This is a genomic window from Mesorhizobium sp. WSM4850 (assembly GCF_055811735.1).
This window is the reverse complement of the sequence record NZ_JBVVPV010000010.1, coordinates 87,426-103,593: the sequence shown is the minus strand read 5'-3', so window position 1 is coordinate 103,593 and position 16,168 is coordinate 87,426. Positions and strand designations below refer to the sequence as shown.

The 16,168-nt window shown below is 63.4% G+C and carries 17 protein-coding genes and 1 other RNA gene; 16 read left to right on the top strand and 2 right to left on the bottom strand.

The annotated features are described in order from the left end of the window. The first annotated feature begins 101 nt into the window (after positions 1–101). The 3 genes from AC0L2Z_RS13175 (at position 102) to AC0L2Z_RS13165 (ending at position 2,091) form a co-directional block, all read left to right on the top strand. The gene (locus AC0L2Z_RS13175; RefSeq protein ID WP_023798723.1) at positions 102–302 is read left to right on the top strand and encodes a hypothetical protein; all 201 of its coding nucleotides are present in this window, start codon (positions 102–104) and stop codon (positions 300–302) included. A 311-nt stretch (positions 303–613) separates the two neighbouring features. Continuing rightward, positions 614–1,333: a J domain-containing protein gene (locus AC0L2Z_RS13170; RefSeq protein ID WP_023798724.1), complete on the top strand. Its 720-nt coding sequence runs from the start codon at positions 614–616 to the stop codon at positions 1,331–1,333. Then, entirely contained in the window at positions 1,330–2,091 is a 762-nt protein-coding gene (locus tag AC0L2Z_RS13165) for an N-acetylmuramoyl-L-alanine amidase (RefSeq protein WP_287259771.1), read from the top strand. Before AC0L2Z_RS13170 ends, AC0L2Z_RS13165 begins: the two co-directional genes overlap by 4 nt. Before the next feature lie 164 nt (positions 2,092–2,255). On the opposite strand, the gene AC0L2Z_RS13160 is transcribed toward AC0L2Z_RS13165, so the two are convergent. Continuing rightward, on the bottom strand, positions 2,256–2,576 hold the full coding sequence (locus tag AC0L2Z_RS13160) for a hypothetical protein (protein ID WP_287301815.1): 321 nt from the start codon (positions 2,574–2,576) through the stop codon (positions 2,256–2,258). A gap of 7 nt (positions 2,577–2,583) precedes the next feature. Here AC0L2Z_RS13160 and AC0L2Z_RS13155 point away from each other — a divergent pair, with 7 nt between their 5' ends. The 4 genes from AC0L2Z_RS13155 (at position 2,584) to AC0L2Z_RS13140 (ending at position 4,397) form a co-directional block, all read left to right on the top strand. Next, positions 2,584–3,066: a lytic transglycosylase domain-containing protein gene (locus AC0L2Z_RS13155; RefSeq protein ID WP_473628212.1), complete on the top strand. Its 483-nt coding sequence runs from the start codon at positions 2,584–2,586 to the stop codon at positions 3,064–3,066. 59 nt (positions 3,067–3,125) lie between these two features. Then, positions 3,126–3,523, top strand: an RNA gene (rnpB, locus tag AC0L2Z_RS13150) — RNase P RNA component class A. Between the two features lie 299 nt (positions 3,524–3,822). Continuing rightward, positions 3,823–4,107, top strand: coding sequence for a type II toxin-antitoxin system ParD family antitoxin (locus AC0L2Z_RS13145; RefSeq protein ID WP_091594133.1), 285 nt, complete (start codon positions 3,823–3,825; stop codon positions 4,105–4,107). Beyond that, entirely contained in the window at positions 4,104–4,397 is a 294-nt protein-coding gene (locus AC0L2Z_RS13140; RefSeq protein ID WP_287259775.1) for a type II toxin-antitoxin system RelE/ParE family toxin, read from the top strand. The genes AC0L2Z_RS13145 and AC0L2Z_RS13140 overlap by 4 nt, the downstream gene beginning before the upstream one ends. Before the next feature lie 9 nt (positions 4,398–4,406). Here AC0L2Z_RS13140 and AC0L2Z_RS13135 read toward each other — a convergent pair whose 3' ends face one another. Continuing rightward, the gene (locus AC0L2Z_RS13135) at positions 4,407–5,522 is read right to left on the bottom strand and encodes a cystathionine gamma-lyase (RefSeq protein ID WP_128167173.1); all 1,116 of its coding nucleotides are present in this window, start codon (positions 5,520–5,522) and stop codon (positions 4,407–4,409) included. A gap of 426 nt (positions 5,523–5,948) precedes the next feature. Between AC0L2Z_RS13135 and mraZ the strand changes: the two genes are divergently transcribed. From mraZ to ftsW, 9 genes are read left to right on the top strand one after another with little or no spacing between them, the layout of a single operon-like run. Further along, positions 5,949–6,407: a division/cell wall cluster transcriptional repressor MraZ gene (gene mraZ, locus AC0L2Z_RS13130; RefSeq protein WP_023798730.1), complete on the top strand. Its 459-nt coding sequence runs from the start codon at positions 5,949–5,951 to the stop codon at positions 6,405–6,407. Continuing rightward, positions 6,404–7,435 (top strand): 16S rRNA (cytosine(1402)-N(4))-methyltransferase RsmH, encoded by a 1,032-nt coding sequence (rsmH, locus tag AC0L2Z_RS13125; protein ID WP_023798731.1) that lies wholly within the window; start codon positions 6,404–6,406, stop codon positions 7,433–7,435. The genes mraZ and rsmH overlap by 4 nt, the downstream gene beginning before the upstream one ends. Positions 7,436–7,439: 4 nt before the next feature. Beyond that, positions 7,440–7,832: a cell division protein FtsL gene (gene ftsL / locus AC0L2Z_RS13120; RefSeq protein WP_023798732.1), complete on the top strand. Its 393-nt coding sequence runs from the start codon at positions 7,440–7,442 to the stop codon at positions 7,830–7,832. Then, entirely contained in the window at positions 7,829–9,556 is a 1,728-nt protein-coding gene (locus tag AC0L2Z_RS13115; RefSeq protein WP_287259780.1) for a peptidoglycan D,D-transpeptidase FtsI family protein, read from the top strand. The genes ftsL and AC0L2Z_RS13115 overlap by 4 nt, the downstream gene beginning before the upstream one ends. Before the next feature lie 54 nt (positions 9,557–9,610). Then, complete coding sequence (locus AC0L2Z_RS13110; RefSeq protein WP_473628211.1) at positions 9,611–11,068, top strand: UDP-N-acetylmuramoyl-L-alanyl-D-glutamate--2,6-diaminopimelate ligase; 1,458 nt, start codon at positions 9,611–9,613, stop codon at positions 11,066–11,068. Then, on the top strand, positions 11,065–12,498 hold the full coding sequence (locus tag AC0L2Z_RS13105; RefSeq protein WP_473628210.1) for a UDP-N-acetylmuramoylalanyl-D-glutamyl-2,6-diaminopimelate--D-alanyl-D-alanine ligase: 1,434 nt from the start codon (positions 11,065–11,067) through the stop codon (positions 12,496–12,498). The genes AC0L2Z_RS13110 and AC0L2Z_RS13105 overlap by 4 nt, the downstream gene beginning before the upstream one ends. Positions 12,499–12,522: 24 nt before the next feature. Continuing rightward, the gene (gene mraY, locus AC0L2Z_RS13100; RefSeq protein ID WP_023798736.1) at positions 12,523–13,605 is read left to right on the top strand and encodes a phospho-N-acetylmuramoyl-pentapeptide-transferase; all 1,083 of its coding nucleotides are present in this window, start codon (positions 12,523–12,525) and stop codon (positions 13,603–13,605) included. Between the two features lie 8 nt (positions 13,606–13,613). After that, positions 13,614–15,017 (top strand): UDP-N-acetylmuramoyl-L-alanine--D-glutamate ligase, encoded by a 1,404-nt coding sequence (gene murD / locus AC0L2Z_RS13095; protein WP_473479910.1) that lies wholly within the window; start codon positions 13,614–13,616, stop codon positions 15,015–15,017. Next, the gene (gene ftsW / locus AC0L2Z_RS13090) at positions 15,017–16,168 is read left to right on the top strand and encodes a putative lipid II flippase FtsW (protein ID WP_023798738.1); all 1,152 of its coding nucleotides are present in this window, start codon (positions 15,017–15,019) and stop codon (positions 16,166–16,168) included. Before murD ends, ftsW begins: the two co-directional genes overlap by 1 nt.

The window sequence follows — 16,168 nt, the reverse complement described above, 5'->3', positions numbered from 1 at the left end:
GTTACATACGGAAATGCAACGTTATGAAACCCATGGGGCATTCGGTGCATTCTGTCCTCGATCGTCACCGGTAGCGGGGGCGTGATTAGAGGAGAGATGTCATGAAGAAACTCATTCTTGCGTCGGTTTCGGCGCTTGCCCTGCTTGGCGTTGCGGCTTGCAGCGACAGCGGCACGGGCGGGGACGCCACCACCACGCAGAGCACCAACCCGCCGGCGAACGAACAACCGATGCAGCCGGCTCCCGACGCGACCAAGCCGGCCGAGCCGGCTCCGGCACAGCCATCTGCGCCCGCGCAGTAATTCTTATGTGATGAACAGAAGGCCGGCATCCTGCCGGCCTTCTGACTTCAGGACAGTCTTCTTGCGGCCGCCGCCGCAAGCTCGGTTTCGCCTGTCACTTTTTGGCCCAGCAGAAGGGGCCGAAATGGCGAGGTGACGAAGGCTTGCAGTTTCGCGCGCCATGGCCGCTGCTGCCGGCTAATTTCCATGATCGACGGTTGCGCCAGCTGCTCAGGCGGCCGCGAAATCGGCTGGGCCGGCCCTGCGGCATTGTCTTCAGCTTGATAGCGGTGGGGTTGATAGCGGCGGCCAGTTAGCCCTAATAGGTGCCCATGTCGATTTGGGATCGCCTCGGCGACTTCATCACCCGCGTTTCGTCCTCAACCTCGTCCGGCGTCGCCGACGTGGTCGAGGCTGTGCGCACGGTTTTCTCCGGCGACCCCGACCTGCGCCGGCGCGTCGCCTTCTCGGTGGCGATGATCGCGCTGTCGGCCAAGATGGCCAAGGCCGACGGCATCGTCACCCAGGACGAGGTGCGCGCCTTCCAGCAGATATTCGAAGTGCCGAAGGAGCAGACGCGCAATGTGGCGCGGCTCTACGATCTGGCCAAGCGCGACATCGCCGGCTTCGAGACCTATGCCGCGCGCATGGCGCAGCTTTGCGGCTCCGGCCATTCGAACTGCGCGATGCTGGAGGACATTCTCGACGGGCTGTTCCATATCGCCAAGGCCGACGGGCTGGTCCACGAGCGCGAAGGTCAGTTCCTGCATCGCATCGCCGAGATCTTCCGGATCGAGGAGGCGCATTACCAGAGCATTCTGGCCCGGCACGTCGATCTGGGTGCGGCCGATCCGTATGTCGTGCTCGGCATCGAGCGGGGAAAAACCTTCGAGGAGGTCAGGAAGCGTTACCGCAAGCTGGTTTCGGACAACCATCCCGACCGGCTGATCGCACGCGGCCTGCCGCAGGAATTCATCAAGATCGCAACCAGCAGGATAGCGGCGATCAACGCGGCCTATGAGATGATCGAACGGGGCCTGCGGCACGCATGAGCGGCTTCCTGCCCGACGAGCCGAGCGCCGAGGTCAGGGTATCGCCGAATTTCGGTCCACGACGCGAGACGGTCGACATGATCGTGCTGCACTACACCGGCATGGAGACCGGCGCCGGCGCCGAAGCATGGCTGTGCGATCCGGCCAGCGAGGTTTCGTCGCACTACCTCGTCCATGAGGACGGCCGCATCGTCCAGATGGTCAGGGAAAGCGACCGTGCCTGGCATGCCGGCAAGAGTTCCTGGTTCGGACGAAGCGACATCAACTCCTGTTCGGTCGGCATCGAGATCGTCAATCCGGGACATTCGCTGGGCTACCGAAATTTTCCGAAACGGCAGATCGATGCCCTGATCGGCCTGTGCGAGGGGATTGTTCAGCGCCATTCCATCCCGGCTCAACGGGTGCTCGCCCATTCCGACGTGGCGCCGGGACGCAAGATCGACCCGGGCGAGAGATTCCCCTGGAAGGCCCTGTTCGATGCCGGTGTCGGCCATCTTGTCGAAGCGGCACCCGTCAGGCGCGGCGCGGTGCTGAAGGCCGGCGACGCGTCTGCCGAGGTCGAGGCGCTGCAGTCGATGCTGGCGCTCTACGGTTATGGCGTGGAGATATCAGGCGCTTTCGACCGGCAAACCGAAATCGTGGTCGAGGCTTTCCAGAGGCATTTCCGGCAACGCAAAGTGGATGGCGTGGCCGACGGATCGACAATCCGCACGCTGGAACGGCTGCTTGGCTCGGTGAGGGCAGTTCCGTCCAAGTAGTCTTTTCCTGGCTGTAAGTTACAGCCTGTCATTTAAAGTGACTTGCCCCGCCTTTTTTGCCGCCAATTCGACCGTCAAATGCGATCCGTGCAAGTTGTCGGACCTACAGCCTCCCAAATGTTCCGACGTTGATTGGCGTAGCTGCGTGAAGTTCTTCGCGCGGTTTAAACAGAACAGGATCCCATGCAGAAATTAACCGTTTTAACGGCAGCTGTTGCTGCCGGCGTAATGACTTTTGCCATCGGTGCGGCCAATGGCGCGCCTTTGAGCCAGCGGGCCGACCAGGGTTTCATGACCGCGTCCGATAAGACTGCCACGCCGAAAGCCGGGCAAGATGCCGGGGAAAAAAGGACAGCCTCCGCAAAGGCGAAAAAAGCTGCTGCGGTGAAAGCGAAAAAGCCAGCATCCGCAAAGGCGGAAAAGGTCTCTGCAAAGAAGGCAGTCGTTGCAAAGAAGCCAGTCGTTGCAAAGAAGGCAGTCTCCAAGCGGCATGTGAAGCGCAACAGGACCCGCATCGACCAGGCGACGACGGCGTCGATCGGCCGGCAAAACCGGGCGGCGGCGCCGAAGCCGGCGGCCGCTGGCGATAGCGGCCAGTATTCGACGATCATCGAGCGTCATGCGGCCAGCAATGGTGTGCCGGTCTCGCTCGCCAAGGCCGTCATCATGATCGAGAGCAGGTTTCAGCCGAACCAGGTCGGCCGCGCCGGTGAGATCGGCCTGATGCAGATCAAGCCGTCGACGGCGCGGATGATGGGTTACAGCGGCTCGATCAAGGGTCTCCACGATCCCGAGACCAACATCAAATACGGCATGAAATACCTCGCCATGGCGCGCAACCTCGGCGACGGCACGACCTGCGGCACGATCCTGAAGTACAATGCCGGCCATGGCGCCAAGCGGATGAACCCGATTTCCGCGGCCTATTGCGGCAAGGTCAAAGTGCAGCTGGCCGCGCTTGGAGCGCCGGCGTAATAGACCGGGACCTGCTTTTTTGTTTGCGTTTTCGAATGTGAATCCCTTTATACGCCTTGCCAGCTGGCCGGGTGGCCGCACCCGCGAAGCCGAAAGGCTGCGGGTGAGGAAAGTCCGGGCTCCATGGAGACACGGTGCCGGTTAATGGCCGGCGGGGGCGACCCTAGGGAAAGTGCCACAGAAAGCAAACCGCCACGATCCGTCGTGGTAAGGGTGAAAGGGTGGGGTAAGAGCCCACCGCGCGACTGGCAACAGGAGCGGCACGGTAAACCCCACCGGGAGCAAGACCGAATAGGGGCGGTGCGAGGGGAAACCCTCGAGGGCTGTTTCCGGCTCACCGCCCGGGTAGGTTGCGTGAGGCGCATGGCAACATGCGCCCAAGATGAATGGCCGCCACGTTCTCGCGCCGCAAGGGGCGAGGGCCATACAGAACCCGGCTTACAGGCCAGCTGGCAATTTTCGTCCAGATTCTACGTTTTCGTCCAGATTCTAGGGGGAAACTCCCTGATATCAGCACGTTGCGTCTTCGGGCGCGCTTGCTGGTTCAGGCGCTTCATTGACTGAATCAGCTTTTACTGGGCTGTGCATGGAGCAAGCGTTTCTTGAAACTGGTGCGATTAAATCGTACTTTCCTAAAGCGCGTCGCGTTCGACCGTCCTCTCGCGACGCGCTTTAGGTTGTTGTTTATGCATGTCGCAGAACCGCTGCACACTTTTGCGCGACATGCATTAGTACGGGCGGTATCAGGAGCGCACCATGGGTCAGGTCGACAAACGCAGCATCACGCTCTCGCCGGAATTGGCGGCGGCGGTCGACGATGTGGTCGCCGCCGGCGAATATGCTTCGGCGAGTGAGGTGATCCGCGACGCGCTCAGGCAATGGAAGGACCGCCGTGACTTGCACGGCTACACGCTCGAGGAGTTGCGCAAGCTGGTGCAGGAGGGGATCGACAGCGGGCCGGCGCTGGACGGCCCGCCAATCATGGAACGACTGCGCGCCAAATATCTGAAAATGGCCGAGGCCAAAGGCCTTGAGGAGTGAAATACCGCCTGCTTCCTCAGGCATTAATCGACCTCGAACGTATCGGCGACTACATTGCCGAACACAATCCTAATGCCGCGATCCGCCTCGTGAAAATCCTGGAGAGGCGTTGGGATTTGCTGACCTTGCATCCTTTCTCGGGGGCACCGCGCGAAGACATTGCGCCCGGCATCCGCCATCTGGTCGTCGGCGAATACCTCACCTTGTACCGTGTCGGCGCGGATGCAGTCGAGATCCTGCGTGTGCTGCATGGCCGGCGCAGTATCGAAGCCGACGATCTGGCTTCGTGATCGGTTCGCTCAACCGTCGACGCCGTCCAGTGACGCCTCGATCGCATGCCAAAGCGCTTCCACCGGCTCGCAGCCGACCGACAGGCGAACAAAGCCGGGCGGCACCGCATCACCCCAACGGGCGCGCCGTTCGGCCGAAGAGTGGACGCCGCCGAAGGAGGTCGCCGGCTGGATCAGGGCGCAGGCGCCGATGAACGCTTCGGCCCTGGCTTCACTCCCCAGGTCGAGGCCGACAAGGAAGCCGAAACGCTCCATCTGGGTGGTCGCCAGATTGTGTGAAGGATCATCCTCCAGTCCAGGAAAGCGGACGGATTTCACGGCCCGATGATCTGTCAGGCGTCGGGCGATCAGTTCGGCCGATTTGCACATGCGGTCGAAGCGGACCTCCAGTGTCTCGAGGCCTCGATGGACCAGCCAGGCTTCGAATGGTCCGGGGATGGAGCCCGACAGTTTGCGCCACTCGCGGATGGCGGTGATGATGCCGGCGTCACGGCTGGCGACATGGCCGAACAGCGCGTCGGAATGGCCATTGGGCGCTTTTGTGTCAGCAGCAACGACGATATCGGCGCCGAGGTCGAGCGGGCGCTGACCGTAAGGCGTCATCGTGGTGTTGTCGGCGACGACCAGCGCGCCGGCCTCGTGCGCAAGGCGCGCCACGCCGGCCAGGTCGCAAATGTCCAGCCCGGGATTGGATGGGGTCTCGACGAACACCAGCCGGTAGCCGGAAAAACCGCCGTCCACAAAGGACTTGGTCGGTCGTGTGTCGAACGGGACATCGAAAGGTTTGAGGAAGCGCTCGGCAAGCAGGCGCGGCGTGTAGTAACCGTCGGACGGCAACAGGATGCGATCGCCCGCCTTGAGCAGCGCGAAGAAGACCGCCGCGATCGCGGCCATGCCCGACGGGAACGCTACGGACGGCGCGTCCTCGAGGTGGCCGAGCATGTCTTCCACCGCTTCCCATGTCGGATTGTCGTAGCGCCCGTACTGGCTGACGCCGGCCGGATTGCCGGGCAGATGGAAAGTGGTCGTCATTGTCAGCGGCAGCGAGACCGGGTCGCCCTTGGCGAGCTTGACGCCACGCAAATGGGCAAGGGTGGCCGCGCGCGATTTGGCTGTTTCGGACATGTATTTTCAACCTTCTGACCGAGAAAAGAACCTGTTTCTGACCGAGAAAAGACAGGCCGACGCTATGCGTGGTGGCGCTCCGCGGCAAGCCGCCTCCGGTTAGGCCAAACCGCTCTAAACGCTTCGTTAGGCTTAATGGAGCATAAACACGGGAGTGCCGTCAAAGCTGCCCTCATCGGTTGTGGCGCGCGTTTTGTGAAGCCTATTCCCGTTGACGCCCATAGTACCCCATGATATCCCATTCAGATATTCAAGCCTTCGTTCCGCGTCAGGGTGAAGCGTACGCCAATCGGGCAGCCGCGGCGGCTGCGCGTTCGCCTGTTTTTGCCTTTTGGAGCGAAGTGAGTTTTGGGCAGGGACCGCGCTGCGGCGGCGCGGGCGGGAAGATGCAGAGGGGTGCGGCGGCGCAAGCGGCCGTAACGCGTAATGGACCGGTTTCTGTCAAGCGCGGTGAACAGGATCGATGCGAAGGGGCGGGTGTCCGTTCCAGCGCATTTCCGTGCGGTTGTGCAGAAGCGCGGTTATTCGGAACTCTATGCGCTGCGCTGCCTGGACCGTCCGGCGATGGATGTCGGTGGGCTCGACCTGCTCGACCGCTACGAGCAGCGCATCGCGCAGGAAGACCCCTTCCTGCAGACCTCGGACGACATGTCGTTCTTCTGCCATGGCGATGGAACCTTTCTCAAGCTCGATCAGGACGGCCGCATCTCGATGACCGATTTCATCCGCGAGCATACCGGCATTTCCGCGGAAGTGGCTTTTGTCGGCCGCGGCAATTTCTTTCAGATCTGGGAACCTGGACGGCTCACCGCCTATGGGGCGGAAGCACGCGCCCGGCTTTTGCAGCTTCGGCAGGGGACGAAGCCTGGGGAGCGGCCGGAATGATGGCGGGCTACGGCGATGACCCTCACGCCGTTGGCGGACCAGCCCGTCACATTCCGGTCCTCCTTGCCGAAGTGCTGGAGGCGCTTTCGCCCAAGACGGGCGAGGTGGTCGTCGACGGCACATTCGGCGCCGGCGGCTACTCCAAAGCCATTCTGGCGAGCGGCGCCTCGGTTGTCGCGATCGACCGCGATCCGGATGCGATTGCTGCCGGTCGTGTTCTCGAGCAACAATCGGGCGGCAGGCTCCGGCTTGTTCAGGCGCCGTTCTCGACATTGGACGAGCATGTCGAAAGCGCTGACGGCGTCGTGCTCGACATCGGCATCTCCTCCATGCAGATCGATCAGGCGGAGCGCGGTTTTTCGTTCCGTGCCGACGGACCGCTCGATATGCGCATGGCGCAGGCTGGCCTCAGCGCCGCCGATGTCGTCAACTCTTTCAAGGTGGGCGATCTTGCCCGCATCTTCGGGTTTCTTGGCGAAGAGCGCCATGCCGGCCGCATCGCCCGCATGATTGAAAGCCGTCGCGAAAAACATCCGTTCGAGCGCACGCTCGACCTTGCAGACGCCATTGAGACGCATATCGGCCGCGCGCCGAAGGACAAGATCCATCCAGCGACCCGCGTCTTCCAGGCGTTGCGCATTTTCGTCAATGACGAACTCGGCGAACTGGCCAAAGCGCTGTTTGCGGCTGAACGCGTGCTGAAACCGGGCGGACGGCTGGCCGTGGTGACGTTCCATTCCCTGGAAGACCGCATCGTCAAGCGCTTCATCGCCGATCGCGCCGATGCGGCGACCGGATCGCGGCACCTGCCCGAGGCGCAGGCGCGCAGCGCCACCTTCAAAAAGGTGGGCAGCGGCGTGACGCCCGGTGAGGCCGAGATATCGGCCAATCCGCGGGCGCGCTCGGCAAGGCTGCGCGCGGCGATCCGCACCGACGCGCCGGCGCGCGCCGGCGATTTTTCGATTTTCGGGCTTCCAAAACTTCCTGATCCAAAACTTCCCGGTGCCGAGCGGCCGGGAGAGAGGTGAGCACGTGTTTCGTACCAGCGACATAGTCCTTATCGCCGTCATGGTTTCGGCCGCGGCCTTGACCTTCAAGACCAAGCGCGAGGCCGAGGAACAATTGGCGGCGGTGCACAAGATCCAGGCGCAGATCCGCTACGAGGAGGATACGATCGATCTCCTCAAGGCGGACTGGAGCCTGCTTACCCAACCGTCGCGCCTGCAAAAGCTGGCCGAGACCTATAAATCGCAACTCGAGCTCGAGCCGGTCAGCGCCCGCCAGATCATCGGGCTGGACGATCTGCCGGCAAAACCCCTCACCATCGAGGACCTTTCGTCCGAGCGGCTGGGCGGCATGGCCGACAGTTCCAGCAAGGAACCGATGGGCAACGACCCCGTGGTCACCGGAGGCATCGTCCAATGATCGCCAGACTTCCAGTGATCACCAGTCTGCTGACGCGCCGCGCCAAGTCCGGTGACGACGGATCGATTGTGGTCGAAGGCGCCCGCAAGGCGACCGGCGGCAAGGGCAGGACCCGCGTCGTGATGACGATGGCGGTGTTTTTCGGCATCTATCTGACCATCACCGGGCGGCTGGTCTATCTCGGTTTCCAGAACCCCGACTTGTCCGGCGGTCCGCAGAGCCGGGTGACGGCGTCCCGGCCCGACATCGTCGACCGCAACGGCGAAGTTCTGGCGACCGACATCAAGACGGCGTCGCTGTTTGCCGAACCGCGCCGCATTGTCGACGCCGACGAGGCGATCGAAAAACTGGCGACGGTGCTTCCCGAAATCGACTACGAGCAGACCTATCACAAGCTGAAGAGCGGCGCCGGCTTCGTCTGGCTGCAGCGGCAACTGACGCCCAAGCAACAATCGGAGATTCTGCAGCTCGGCATTCCGGGCATCGGCTTCCGCACCGAAAAGCGCCGCTTCTACCCGGCCGGCGAAACCTCGTCCTACATTGTCGGCCTCACCAACATCGACAACCAGGGCATCTCCGGCATGGAGAAATACATCGACGAACAGGGGCTGAGCGATCTTCAGGCGTCCGGCCTGGCGGTGGCCAAGGATCTGAAGCCGGTGCAGCTCTCGATCGACCTGCGCGTCCAGCATATCGTGCGTGATGAGGTCGCCACCGGCATGGAAAAATACCGCGCAATCGCGGCGGGCGCCGTCGTTCTCAACGTCAAGACCGGCGAAGTGGTCGCGATGGCCTCGGTTCCGGATTTCGATCCGAACAACCCCTATAATGCGCACGACAAGGACCGCTTGAACCGCATGTCGGCCGGGCTCTACGAGATGGGCTCGACCTTGAAGAGCTTTACCACCGCCATGGCGCTCGATTCCGGCAAAGTGACGCTGGAAAGCCGTTTCGACGCTACGCGCCCGATCAGGATCGGCCGCCAGACCATCCATGATTTTCATGGCAAGTCCCGGGTGCTGTCGGTGCCCGAAGTGTTCATCTATTCGTCCAACATCGGTTCGGCCAAGGAAGCTGAAGCGGTCGGCATCGAGGGGCACCGCGAATTCCTGCATCGCCTGGGTATCCTCGAGAGAATGCAGACGGAACTGCCTGAGGTCGCCCGCCCGACCGAGCCAAAAGTCTGGAAACAGGTCCATTCGATCACCATCGCCTTTGGTCACGGTGTGTCGACGACGCCCCTGCAGACGGCGGTCGGCTGTGCCGCGCTGATGAACGGCGGCTATCTGATCCAGCCGACATTCCTGAGACGGGCGCAGGAACAGGCGATGTCGGTGGCCAAGAAAGTCGTCAGCGACAAGACATCCGAGAACATGCGCTATCTCTATGCACTCAACGCCGAGAAAGGCTCAGGCAGGAACGCCAGGGTTCCGGGTTATCGCGTCGGCGGCAAGACGGGAACGGCCGAGAAGGTTGTCAACGGCCGCTACTCAAAGGACAAGAACTTCAACGCCTTCGTCGCGGCTTTCCCGATGGATGATCCGCAATACATCGTGCTTACCATCGCCGACGAACCGAAGCCGGAAAAACCCGGCATGGGTGCGACGGCCGCCTCGAATGCTGGCGTCATGGCTGCAAACATTATCCGACGTTCGGCTTCCATGCTTGGCGTGAAGCCAGATTTCAGCCATGAAAATGGCGCAACGCTGGTTTCCTATCAGTGATTCTGAGGGCGCGCCGGCAACTGCGCGCTATTTTGTTGCTATGAACGGGGTTCGATGAAGCTGAAAGACCTAGCCGGTATCCTGCCTGTCGAGGGGACAGCTTCCTTCGATACGGAGGTTACCGGGATTTCTTCGGATTCCCGCCAGGTAGGACCGGGCGTGGTCTTCTTCGCGCTCGCTGGCACCAAGACCGATGGCGCGGCCTATTCCGCCGATGCCGCCAAGCGCGGCGCCGCAGCGATCGTGACCGGCAAGGGCAGCGGCGCCGTCACCGGACTGCCGGTGCCGGTTTTCGCCGTCGACGATCCGCGCCTGGCGCTGGCGCTGAGTGCGGCCCGCTACTTCGGCAGGCAGCCGCAAACCATGGTCGCGGTGACCGGCACCAGCGGCAAGACATCGGTTGCGGCTTTCACCAGGCAGATCTGGGAGCAGTCAGGCTTTGCCGCTGCTTCGATCGGCACGACCGGCGTGGTGGCGCCGGGCCGCAACGAGTACGGCTCGCTGACCACCCCCGACCCGGTCGACCTGCACAGGCTGCTGCGCGAACTGGCGGATGCCGGCGTCACCCACGCATCGATGGAGGCCTCCAGCCATGGTCTCGATCAGCGCCGGCTTGACGGCGTGAAACTCGCAGCCGGCGGGTTCACCAATCTCGGCCGCGATCATATGGACTATCATCCGACAGTCGAGGACTATCATCGCGCCAAGCTGCGCCTGTTCGACGCGCTGCTGCCGAAGGGCGCGCCGGCCGTCATCTTTGCCGACGATCCCTGGTCGGAGCCGACGATCCAGGCGGCAAGGGCCGCGGGACTGGATGTGCTGACGGTCGGCCGCCACGGCGAGTTCCTGACACTGAAGCGGGTCGAGCACGAGCGCCACCGCCAGCGTGCCGAGGTGGAAGTCGATGGCGTTCTCCACGAGATCGACCTGCCGCTGGCCGGCGATTTCCAGATCGCCAATGCCCTGGTTTCGGCGGGCCTCGCCATTTCTACTGGAACACCTGCCGCCAAAGCCCTGATGGCGTTGGAGAAATTGAAGGGCGCCCCGGGCCGGCTGGACCTTGTTGGCACCGCTGCCAACGGTGCGCCGGTCTATGTCGATTACGCGCACAAGCCGGACGCGCTGGAAAACGTGTTGGCTTCGGTGCGGCCGTTCACCACCGGCCGCGTCATCGTCGTGTTAGGCTGCGGCGGCGACCGCGACCGTGGCAAGCGTCCGATCATGGGCGAGATCGCCACGCGGCTCGCCGATGTCGTAATCGTCACCGACGACAATCCGCGCTCGGAAGTGCCCGAAACGATCCGTGCCGCGATTCTTGCCGCTGCACCCGGCGGCATCGAGATCGGTGACCGGCGCAAGGCGATCCACGAGGCAGTCGCCATGCTCCATGCCGGCGATACGCTGATCGTGGCCGGCAAGGGGCATGAGGAAGGCCAGACCGTCGGCGCCGAGACGCTGCATTTTTCCGACCATGAGGAAGTCCGCGCCGCGCTCCAGGAGCACGCCGCATGAGCTTCCTGTGGACGTCAGAGGATCTCGTCGCCGCCATGGGCGGACGACCGCTCGGTCCGATGCCGGAGGGTATCGGCGGCATCTCGATCGACAGCCGCAGCCTTGAGCCGGGCGATGCTTTCTTCGCGATCAAGGGCGAGGCGATGGACGGCCATGATTTCGCGACCGCCGCCATCAAGGCCGGCGCCGGCGTGCTGGTCGTCGCTGAGGGCAAGTTGCCGTCGCTCGGGCGGCTGACGGCGCCGATGATCGTCGTGCAGGACGTCTTGGCCGCGCTGGAAAAGCTGGGGCTGGCCGCGCGCGCGCGCTCCAATGCCAAGATCATCGCGGTGACCGGTTCGGCGGGCAAGACCACCACCAAGGAAGCGCTGCGCCATGTGCTGTCCGTAGTCGGCAAGGTGCACGCATCGGCGCAGTCTTTCAACAACCACTGGGGTGTGCCGCTGACGCTGGCGCGGCTGCCTGTGGATTGCGACTATGCCGTGTTCGAGATCGGCATGAACCATCCTGACGAGGTCCGGCCACTGGCCAGGATGGTCCGGCCGCATGTCGCCATCGTCACGCTGATCGCCGCGGCACATCTCGGCTTCTTCCGCAACCTGGACGAGATCGCCAGGGCCAAGGCCGAGATTTTCGAAGGACTGGAACCGGACGGCGCCGTCCTTCTCAACCGCGACGACCCGCGCTGGAAGCTTCTGGACAAGATGGCGAGAGCCGCCGGCGTCGAGCACATCTACGGCTTTGGCGAGAATGCCCGTGCGACCTTCAAGCTGCTGGCATGCGCGCTGCATGCCGATCATTCCGTCATCACTGCCAAGATCGGCGGTCAGGAGATCACCGCCAGGGTCGGCGCGCCGGGCCGACACATGGTGCAGAATGTGCTGGCCGTGCTGGGCGCCGCGCACCTGGTCGGCGCCGAAATAGCCAGGGTGGCGCTGGCGCTGGCCGATCTTTCGGCCGAACGCGGACGCGGCAAGCGCCATGTGCTGCGCCACCCGAAAGGTCCGATCACGCTGATCGACGAGAGCTACAACGCCAATCCGGCGTCGATGAGCGCAGCGATGGCGCTGCTCAACGCGACGCCGGTGTCGGGCGAAGGCAGGCGTATCGCGGTGCTCGGCGACATGCTCGAGCTCGGCGACCATTCGGCGAAGCTGCACGCTGCCCTTGCCGATCTCATCGTCGGCACCGACACGCGCACGGTGTTTCTTGCCGGCCCGCAAATGCGGGCGCTGGCCGATATCCTGCCTGATGAGATCGAGACAGAATATCGCGCCGGCGCAGAGGATCTGAAACTGGTGCTTCTGTCGGCGCTGAAGCCGGGCGACGTGGTGATGATCAAATCGTCGAAAGGCATCGGATTTTCCAAACTGGTCGACGCACTGCTCAGCAAATTTCCGGCGGCAGCCGCAACCGCCAAACAGACCTAGAGCCAGGTCCGGGGACCGAATCGCATGTTCACACTGCTCGTCGAATTCGCGGACAAGATCTCCGTCTTCAACGTCTTCCGCTACATAACCTTCCGCACCGGCGGCGCGCTGATCACCGCGGCGCTGATCGTCTTCATCTTCGGCCCGGCCATCATCAATTCGCTGAGGCTGCGGCAGGGCAAGGGCCAGCCGATCCGTGCCGACGGGCCGCAGACGCATTTCAAGAAAGCCGGCACGCCGACCATGGGCGGGCTGATGATCCTGTGCGGCATCATCGGCTCGTCGCTGCTATGGGCGAACCTGTCCAGCATCTATGTCTGGGTGGTGCTGCTGGTGACCCTGGGTTTCGGCTCGATCGGGTTCTACGACGATTATCTCAAGGTGACGAAGCAATCGCATCTCGGCTTTTCCGGCAAGGCGCGGCTGGGGCTTGAATTCGTCATCGCCGGCATCGCCGCCTGGGTGATCATGCACAACGGCCAGGCGCCGTTCTCGTCGTCTCTGACCTTCCCCTTCGCCAAGGAGTTCCTCATCAATCTCGGCTGGTTCTTCATCCCGTTCTCGTGCTTCGTCATCGTCGGCGCCGGCAACGCGGTGAACCTGACCGATGGCCTCGACGGCCTTGCGATCGTGCCGATCATGATCGCGGCGGCGTCCTTCGGCGTCATCGCCTACCTGTCCGGCAATGCGGTGTTCGCCGAGTATTTGCAGATCCATTTCGTGCCCGGCACCGGTGAATTGGCGGTGGTCCTCGGCGCAGTGATCGGCGCCGGCCTCGGCTTCCTGTGGTTCAACGCACCGCCGGCGGCGATCTTCATGGGCGATACCGGCTCGCTGGCGCTTGGCGGCCTGATCGGCACGGTTGCGGTTGCCACCAAGCACGAGATCGTGCTGGTCATCGTCGGCGGCCTGTTCGTTGTCGAGATCCTGTCGGTCATCATCCAGGTCGGCTACTTCAAGATGACCGGCAAGCGGGTATTCCTGATGGCGCCGATCCACCATCATTTCGAAAAGCTCGGCTGGACCGAAAGCCAGGTGGTGATCCGCTTCTGGATCATCGCCGTCATCCTGGCGCTGGTCGGCCTGTCGACCCTCAAGCTGCGATAGGAGGCCGCTTGATCCCCGCCGCATCCTTCGCAGGCAAGCGCGTTTCACTCTTCGGGCTCGGCGGCTCGGGGATCGCCACTGCGCGCGCGTTGATCGAGGGCGGGGCGGAGGTGCTCGCCTGGGACGACAATCCCGGCAGTGTCGCCAATGCCGCGGCCGTCGGTATCGCGACCGGCGACCTGCGTGGCGCCGACTGGGCGAAATTCTCGGCCTTCGTGCTGTCGCCCGGCGTGCCGCTGACGCATCCGAAGCCGCACTGGACAGTGGAACTGGCGCGCGCTTCAGGCGTCGAGATCATTGGCGACATCGAGCTGTTCTGCCGGCAGCGGACCTTGCTGGCGCCGGCTGCACCCTTCGTCGCCATAACCGGCACCAACGGCAAATCGACGACCACGGCGCTGACGGCGCATATCCTGAAATCGGCCGGATGCGACACGCAGATGGGCGGCAATATCGGCCGCGCGGTGATGACGCTCGATCCGCCGGAGCCGGGGCGGCATTATGTCGTGGAATGCTCGTCCTACCAGATAGACCTGGCGCCCTCGATCAATCCGACTGCCGGCGTCCTGCTCAACCTGACGCCCGATCATCTCGACCGTCATGGGACGATGCAGCACTACGCCGCGATCAAGGAGCGGCTGACGGCCGGCAGCGAAACGGCCATCGTCGGCGTCGACGATTCCTGGTGCGCCCAGCTCGCCGACCGGCTGGAGCGGGCAGGCCGGCACGTCATTCGCATTTCGAAGCGCCTGCCGCTGACCGACGGCTATTTCGCCGAGGGCACCGATCTGATGGAGGCGGTGCACGGCCGTTACAGCCGGGTCGCCTTTCTCGAAGGCATCGGCTCGCTGCGCGGCCAGCACAATGCGCAGAATGCGCTGGCCGCTCTCGCCGCCTGCCTCAAGGTCGGGCTCGATCTGGGCGAGATCCAGTCGGGGCTGGAGAGCTTTCCCGGGCTGGCGCACCGTATGGAGCAGGTCGGCCGCAAGGGCCATGTGCTGTTCATCAACGATTCCAAGGCGACCAATGCCGATGCGGCTGCGCCCGCATTGTCCTCCTTTTCGCGCATCTACTGGATCGCCGGCGGGTTGCCGAAAGAGGGTGGCATCGAGCCGTTGCGCGGCCTCTTTCCGCGCATCGCCAAGGCCTATCTGATCGGCGAGGCCGCACCAGCCTTCTCGGCGACGCTTGGCGAGGCGGTGCCCTACGAGATCTCCGGCACTCTGGCGGCAGCTGTCGAGCATGCGGCAAGCGACGCGGCCAGGGACGACTGCAACGGCGAGGTGGTGGTGCTGCTTTCACCGGCCTGCGCCAGTTTCGACCAGTTCAAGAATTTCGAAGTGCGCGGCGAAGCCTTCAGGCAAGCTGCGAGCACTATTGATGGCGTGAAGCTCATCGGAGGGGCACGATAATGCAAAGCCGTCTCGACAAAAGCCCGGTTGCCACTTGGTGGTGGACGATCGATCGCTGGTTCCTGGCTGCGTTCCTGTCGCTGATGGGGCTCGGCATCGTGCTGTCCTTCGCGGCAAGCCCGGCGGTGGCCCAGCGCATCGGCCTGGACAGTTTCCACTTCGCCACGAGGCAGATCATCTTCACCATTCCCGCACTTGGCGTGATGCTGGCCGTCTCCTTCCTGGAATCGCGGCAGATCAGGCGCATGGCCCTGGCGATGCTGTGCATCACGCTGGTGCTGATGTTGGCGGTGCTCTACATCGGCGTCGAGGTGAAGGGCGCGCGTCGCTGGGTGTCGCTCGCCGGGGTGTCGCTGCAGCCGTCGGAATTCCTGAAGCCTGCCTTCGTCGTCATCTGCGCCTGGCTGTTTGCCGAACACAAGCGCCAGCCCGACATTCCAGGCAATCTGTTCGCCATGCTGCTGCTGGCCCTCGTCATCTCGCTGCTGGTGGCGCAGCCCGATTTCGGCCAGACCATGCTGGTGCTCGGCACCTGGGGGGTGATGTTCTTCATGGCCGGACTGCCATGGCTGTGGATCATCGCGCTGGGCGCTGTCGGCATCGGCGGCGTGTTTGCCGCCTATACCGTGTTCCCGCATGTCGCCGGCCGCATCGATCGCTTCATGACCGGCGAGGGCGACACGTTCCAGGTGGACATGGGCCGCGATGCGCTGATCAATGGCGGCTGGTTCGGCGTCGGTCCGGGCGAGGGCACCGTCAAGCGGGTGATACCCGACAGCCATGCCGATTTCGTCTACTCGGTGGCCGGCGAGGAGTTCGGACTGATCATGTGCTTCTTCATCATGATCATCTTCGCCTTCATCGTGCTGCGCGGCCTCGGCACCGCGCTCAAGGAGCAGGACGATTTCACACGCTATGCGGTCGGCGGCCTGGTCACGGTCTTCGGTCTGCAGTCGGTCATCAACATGGCCGTCAATCTGCAGCTGATGCCGGCCAAGGGCATGACCTTGCCGTTCATCTCCTATGGCGGCTCTTCGCAGATCGCCATCGCCATCTCGATGGGCATGGTGCTGGCGCTGACGCGCAAGCGGCCGGAAAAGCGCAAGCAGTTGGGCTTCGCGCCGTCGCAGCGCGCCATGCCGGCGGAGTGA

Bases quoted from the DNA above. Each gene is read 5' to 3' on its own strand.
- AC0L2Z_RS13165 (WP_287259771.1), top strand. From the start codon at position 1,330: ATGAGCGGCTTCCTGCCCGACGAGCCGAGCGCCGAGGTCAGGGTATCG.
- rsmH (WP_023798731.1), top strand. From the start codon at position 6,404: ATGATGGCGGGCTACGGCGATGACCCTCACGCCGTTGGCGGACCAGCC.
- ftsW (WP_023798738.1), top strand. From the start codon at position 15,017: ATGCAAAGCCGTCTCGACAAAAGCCCGGTTGCCACTTGGTGGTGGACG.
- AC0L2Z_RS13170 (WP_023798724.1), top strand. From the start codon at position 614: ATGTCGATTTGGGATCGCCTCGGCGACTTCATCACCCGCGTTTCGTCC.
- AC0L2Z_RS13110 (WP_473628211.1), top strand. From the start codon at position 9,611: ATGAAGCTGAAAGACCTAGCCGGTATCCTGCCTGTCGAGGGGACAGCT.
- AC0L2Z_RS13105 (WP_473628210.1), top strand. From the start codon at position 11,065: ATGAGCTTCCTGTGGACGTCAGAGGATCTCGTCGCCGCCATGGGCGGA.
- AC0L2Z_RS13145 (WP_091594133.1), top strand. From the start codon at position 3,823: ATGGGTCAGGTCGACAAACGCAGCATCACGCTCTCGCCGGAATTGGCG.
- mraY (WP_023798736.1), top strand. From the start codon at position 12,523: ATGTTCACACTGCTCGTCGAATTCGCGGACAAGATCTCCGTCTTCAAC.
- mraZ (WP_023798730.1), top strand. From the start codon at position 5,949: ATGGACCGGTTTCTGTCAAGCGCGGTGAACAGGATCGATGCGAAGGGG.
- AC0L2Z_RS13135 (WP_128167173.1), bottom strand. From the start codon at position 5,522: ATGTCCGAAACAGCCAAATCGCGCGCGGCCACCCTTGCCCATTTGCGT.
- AC0L2Z_RS13175 (WP_023798723.1), top strand. From the start codon at position 102: ATGAAGAAACTCATTCTTGCGTCGGTTTCGGCGCTTGCCCTGCTTGGC.
- AC0L2Z_RS13115 (WP_287259780.1), top strand. From the start codon at position 7,829: ATGATCGCCAGACTTCCAGTGATCACCAGTCTGCTGACGCGCCGCGCC.